5 protein-coding genes are annotated in these 5,154 nt (G+C 64.3%); all 5 read right to left on the bottom strand.

The annotated features are described in order from the left end of the window. Window positions 1-786, bottom strand: a 786-nt coding sequence (locus tag EOA38_RS27405) for a cell division protein FtsQ/DivIB (RefSeq protein ID WP_145966087.1), incomplete at its 3' end; no start/stop codon positions are given. Further along, window positions 774-1,700, bottom strand: a complete 927-nt coding sequence (locus EOA38_RS27400; RefSeq protein WP_126093090.1) for a D-alanine--D-alanine ligase — start codon at window positions 1,698-1,700, stop codon at window positions 774-776. The genes EOA38_RS27405 and EOA38_RS27400, both read right to left, overlap by 13 nt. 311 nt (window positions 1,701-2,011) lie before the next feature. Continuing rightward, window positions 2,012-2,977: a UDP-N-acetylmuramate dehydrogenase gene (gene murB / locus EOA38_RS27395; RefSeq protein WP_127300693.1), complete on the bottom strand. Its 966-nt coding sequence runs from the start codon at window positions 2,975-2,977 to the stop codon at window positions 2,012-2,014. Continuing rightward, window positions 2,974-4,380: a UDP-N-acetylmuramate--L-alanine ligase gene (gene murC / locus EOA38_RS27390; protein WP_126093088.1), complete on the bottom strand. Its 1,407-nt coding sequence runs from the start codon at window positions 4,378-4,380 to the stop codon at window positions 2,974-2,976. Before murC ends, murB begins: the two co-directional genes overlap by 4 nt. Further along, window positions 4,377-5,154, bottom strand: a 778-nt coding sequence (locus EOA38_RS27385) for a UDP-N-acetylglucosamine--N-acetylmuramyl-(pentapeptide) pyrophosphoryl-undecaprenol N-acetylglucosamine transferase (protein WP_145966086.1), incomplete at its 5' end; no start/stop codon positions are given. The genes EOA38_RS27385 and murC, both read right to left, overlap by 4 nt.

The following is a 5,154-nucleotide window of genomic DNA, read 5'->3' as shown; positions in this document are numbered from 1 at the left end:
GTCGTGGTCGAGCTTGACGAGTTCGGCGATCGCACGATCCTCGTCGTCTTCCGGCAGCTTGACCGTGATGCCGTTCTCGAGTTTCAGATCCCAGCGCCGCTCGCCGACACGGATATAGCCTTTGACGCGCGCGGCGAGCTCCGGATAGCGCTTGATTTTCTCCAGGAAGTCCGGCGCCTTGGCCGGCGCGCCCGTGCCGATGATCAGCGGCAGCAAGGCCTGCTTGCCGCCCGAGAACGGCGCGATCACCTCGCCCGAGCGCTCGATCACCGAAAGCGAATCGCCCTGCTGCCAGAGCGCGAAGGGCTCACGTTCCTCGACGCGCACTTCCAGCGTATGCGGATAGATCTTGCGCACCGCCGCAACCTCGACCCAGGGCAATGTCGTGATGCGCTCGCGCGCGGCCTCGGCATCGAAACCGATCAGCGACGTCCAGCCGTCGAGGCCGAGCCGGTCGAGTATGTCGATTTCGGAAGTCTGGCGATTGCCGACGACCTTGATCTGGTCGACGGCAAAACCGGTGCGGGCCGTCACGCCCTGCACGACACTGTCGGCATAACCGCCGAGATAGGCACCATAGGCTCCCGCCGAGGCCAGCAAGGCAGCCGAGAGGATCGCGGCAGAAAAGCGCGGCGGCTCATACTCGCCGTCGCAGAGACGGGCAAGCAGGCGCACCGGCCGGCGAAGCTGGCGCGGCAACACGAAATGGTCGAACGACAGCAGCACACCGAACAGCGAGAGACCAGCCCCACCGCCTTTGCCCTGTCCCCACCTCAACGCAGACACGAAGCGTCCTCCACCATCCAACTCAACAAATCGCCGAACGAGTGCCCCGCTTGCGCGGCGATTTCAGGCACCAGAGACGTCGGCGTCATGCCCGGCTGGGTGTTGATCTCAAGCCAGACAACCTCGCCGTTTTCGGAGTGACGGTCGTCGTAACGGAAGTCCGACCGGGAAACGCCCCGGCAACCGATAGCAAGATGAGCCTTGAGGGCCAGTGTCTGTATTTTTTGGTAAATATTCGGTGAAATTTTAGCAGGGATTTCGTGTTTTGATCCGCCCGGGACGTACTTTGAGTCATAGTCGTAGAAGGAATGGCCGGTCGGGATGATCTCGCAGACCCCGAGCGCCACATCGCCCATCACCGCGCAGGTCAGCTCGCGCCCATGGATGTAGCGCTCGACCATGACGATCTCGCCATACCGCCACTCGGACGAACCGATCACCTGCGGTGGGTGCGACTGCCCCTCATGCACGATGACGACACCGAAGCTCGAACCCTCATTGACCGGCTTCACCACGTAAGGCGGCTTCATCGGATGCTTGTTCTGGACGGCGAAGCGGTTGACCACCTTCGATTCCGCGACCGGAATGCCGGACGCCTTGGCGACCTTCTTCGCCTGCTCTTTGTTCATGGCCAGCGCCGAAGCGAGCACACCCGAATGAGTGTAGGGAATTGCGAGATATTCAAGAATTCCCTGGATGGTGCCGTCCTCGCCGAACGGGCCATGCAGCGCATTGAAGGCGACATCAGGCCTGAGCTCGGCAAGCACAGATCCGGCATCGCGCGAAACATCGACGCGGGTAACCTGATAGCCTTCATTCTCGAGCGCATCCGCACACGCCTTCCCCGAGGACAGAGACACGGGCCGCTCCGAGGAGAATCCACCCAGGAGAACAGCCACATGTTTCTTCTTCATCCCGTCATCCCCTCTCACGCCGGGCCTGCAACCGATATTTCCGCACGCAACTTTCGCGCACATTGAGTCCGAGTCTTCCGGCAGGTTGCCCCCCAGACGGAAAACGCGGGTAACGCGTCAAACGACTCAAATCAGGAAACGCTTTAGGGCAGAGAATCAGAGAGTTGATTCCCTGGCAAGTGCCTATGATTCCGAGAGATTCACTTTCCGCGAAAACGGGAGAAAAAAGCGTGTCGTTGAGTCTTTACGGCAACGCTTGACGACCGTTGCCTGTCACTGAAGTTCACGTACTACTTGAACTTGGCAGCGAGCTAAAGAAGCTGCCCCAGGAATTCCTGGACCTCGTGACCCGGCCGGAAATTGCCCAGCCGCTGGATCTCCCAGTGCAGCCTTATGCCTGAATTCTCGAGCACCCGCGCCCGCACCGTCTCGCCGAGATATTCGAGGTCGTAGCCGGTCGCGGTGCCGGTGTTGATCATGAAGTTGCAGTGCATCGGCGACATCTGCGCGCCGCCGATCATCAGCCCGCGGCAGCCGGCCTTGTCGATCTCCTTCCAGGCGGAAGTGCCTTCGGGATTCTTGAAGGTCGAGCCGCCGGTCTTCTCGCGGATCGGCTGCACCGTCTCGCGATGGTTCTGCACGGCGTCCATCGCCGCCTTGATCGCCGCCTTGTCTTCCGGAACGCCCTCGAAGATGGCGGAGGTGAAGATCAATCCGCCAGGCGCCGACGAGTGACGATAGGTGTAGCCCATGTCGGCATTGCTCAGCGTATGGACATTGCCCGCGCGGTCGAGCGCCCGCACCTCGACCACGCGCTCCCGCGTCTCGACGCCGTTGGCGCCCGCATTCATCCTCAGCGCCCCGCCTATGGCGCCCGGGATGCCATGGTAGAAATGGAAGTCGCCGATGCCCGCTTCATACGCGACCGCCGCGACGCGCTTGTCCGGCGTTGCCGCGCCCGCCTTGATCGTGGTCGGCCCGGTGGCTTCGGCTTCGCCAAAGCCCTTGGCCGACAGCCTGACGACAAAACCCGGAATACCGCCGTCGCGCACCAAAAGGTTCGAGCCGACGCCGACGACGGTGATCGGGATTTCCTCAGGCACCGCGCGCAGGAAGGCAGCGAGATCCTCCTCGTCGGCCGGCTGGAACAGCGCCTCCGCCTGTCCGCCGGCGCGGAACCAGGTGATCTTGTCCATCTCGGCGTTGGGCGTGACGCGACCGCGCAGGCCGGCAAGCCGGCCACCGAGTTTGTCGATCAGGTCCTGGCCGCGCATCATGAGGGTGCCCCACCAAGTTCCTTGGGCAGCGCATAGGCCCATTGCGTGATGTTGCCGGCACCGAGGAAGATGACGAAGTCGCCGGGCTTGGCAAGCTCGCGAATGGCCGGCGCGATCACCGCTGGGCCTTCGATATAGCGCGCATCGCGATGACCGCCAGCGCGGATGCGCGATACCAGCGCCTCCGAGGAGACACCTTCGATCGGCTCCTCGCCGGCCGCATAGACCGGCGCCACCATCACCGTGTCGGCATCGTTGAAGCAGACGGAAAACTCATTGAACAGGTCATGCAGGCGGGTGAAGCGGTGCGGCTGCGCGATCGCGATGACGCGGCCCTTGGTGGCCCCGCGCGCCGCCTTGAGCACCGCGGCGATCTCGACGGGATGGTGGCCGTAATCGTCGAAGATGTCGACACCGTTCCATGAACCGGTATGGGTGAAGCGCCGCTTCACCCCGGCGAAGGAGGACAGGCCCTTCTTGATGGCTTCGGCCGACAGGCCAAGTTCATGCGCGACCGCGATCGCCGCCGTCGCATTGGAGACATTGTGCCGGCCCGGCATCGGCAGGCGCAGACCCTCGATCGTCGTCGAGCCGCGGCCCTTGCGGTCGCGGATCACCACGTCGAACTCGGACGTAGCCCCGTCCATGCGATGATTGGTGAAACGCACGTCGGCCTGCGCGTTCTCGCCATAGGTGATGACCCGACGGTCCTCGATGCGGCCGACAAGCGCCTGGACCTCCGGATGGTCGGTGCACATCACGCCGAAGCCGTAGAACGGCACGTTCTCGACGAACTGGCGGAATGCCTCGCGCACCTTGTCGAAGCTGCCGTAGTGGTCGAGGTGCTCGGGATCGATGTTGGTGACGACGGCAATATCGGCCGGCAGCTTGAGGAAAGTGCCGTCGCTCTCGTCCGCCTCGACCACCATCCACTCGCCGTCGCCCATGCGGGCATTGGTGCCATAGGCGTTGATGATGCCGCCATTGATGACGGTCGGGTCGAGCCCGCCGGCTTCGAGCAGCGTCGCCACCATCGAGGTGGTCGTCGTCTTGCCATGCGTGCCGCCGATGGCGACGGCCTGGCGGAAACGCATCAGTTCGGCGAGCATCTCGGCGCGACGGACAATGGGGAGCAACTTCTCCCGCGCGGCCTTCAGCTCGGGATTGGATTTCTTGATGGCCGTCGACACGACGACCACCTCGGCGTCGCCGAGGTTCTCGGCCTTATGGCCGACGAAGCACTCGATGCCCTTGTCGCGCAGCCGCTGCACATTGGCGCCGTCGGCCTGGTCGGATCCCTGCACCTTGTAGCCGAGATTGTGCAGCACCTCGGCGATGCCGCTCATGCCGATGCCGCCGATGCCGATGAAATGCACGAGGCCGATCGTCTGCGGCATCTTCATGCGCGCGTCCTCCTGTAGTCCGAAACCGTTTTGCCGGACGCAATAGCCTCTGTCAGATCGGCGAGCAACCGCGCCGCATCCGGTTTTCCGGACGAGCGGGCCGCCGCGGCCATCGCCGTCAGCCGGCCAGGGTCCTGCATCAGCCCGCCGACCAGCGCCGCGATCCGCTCGGTCGAGAGCGTCGATTGCGGATGAAGCTCAGCCCCGCCGGCGGCGGCGAGCGCCGCGGCATTCGCCGCCTGATCGTGGTCAAGCGCGTGCGGATAAGGCACCAGCAGCGCTGGGCGGCCGACGACTGCGATCTCCGAGACTGTCGAGGCGCCGGAACGCGACATCACCAGATGCGCCGCCGCCATGCGCGCCGCCATGTCGGTGAAGAAGGGCGAAACCTGCGCGTCGACGCCAAGATTGGCATAGGCGGCTTTCACCCGGGCCACGTCTTCCGCGCGCGCCTGCTGCGTGATCGCCAGCCGCTTGCGCTGCGCTTCCGGCAGAAGCGCGATCGCCGCCGGCACGGCATCGGAAAAGAACTGCGCGCCCTGGCTGCCGCCGAACACCAGGAAGCGGAACGGCTCGCCATCGCTGGACGCAGCATATGGCGTCTTTGCCGCCTCGAGTATCTGCGGCCTGACCGGGTTGCCGGTGGTCACCGTCTTGGCGCCGGCAGCGCTTGCGCCTTCGGGCAGGAAGCCGCCGGCAATGGCATCGACGCGGCTCGACAGGGCCTTGTTCGCCCGGCCCATGACGGCGTTCTGTTCATGGATCAGCGTCGGC

The sequence above is a fragment of the Mesorhizobium sp. M1E.F.Ca.ET.041.01.1.1 genome, assembly GCF_003997355.1.
Lineage (GTDB): Bacteria > Pseudomonadota > Alphaproteobacteria > Rhizobiales > Rhizobiaceae > Mesorhizobium.
Note: the sequence above shows the minus strand (reverse complement) of the source record. Positions and strands in the feature narration are given on the sequence as shown.

Coding starts and splice junctions, on each gene's coding strand:
- EOA38_RS27400 (WP_126093090.1), bottom strand. CDS start 1,700: ATGAAGAAGAAACATGTGGCTGTTCTCCTGGGTGGATTCTCCTCGGAG.
- murB (WP_127300693.1), bottom strand. CDS start 2,977: ATGATGCGCGGCCAGGACCTGATCGACAAACTCGGTGGCCGGCTTGCC.
- murC (WP_126093088.1), bottom strand. CDS start 4,380: ATGAAGATGCCGCAGACGATCGGCCTCGTGCATTTCATCGGCATCGGC.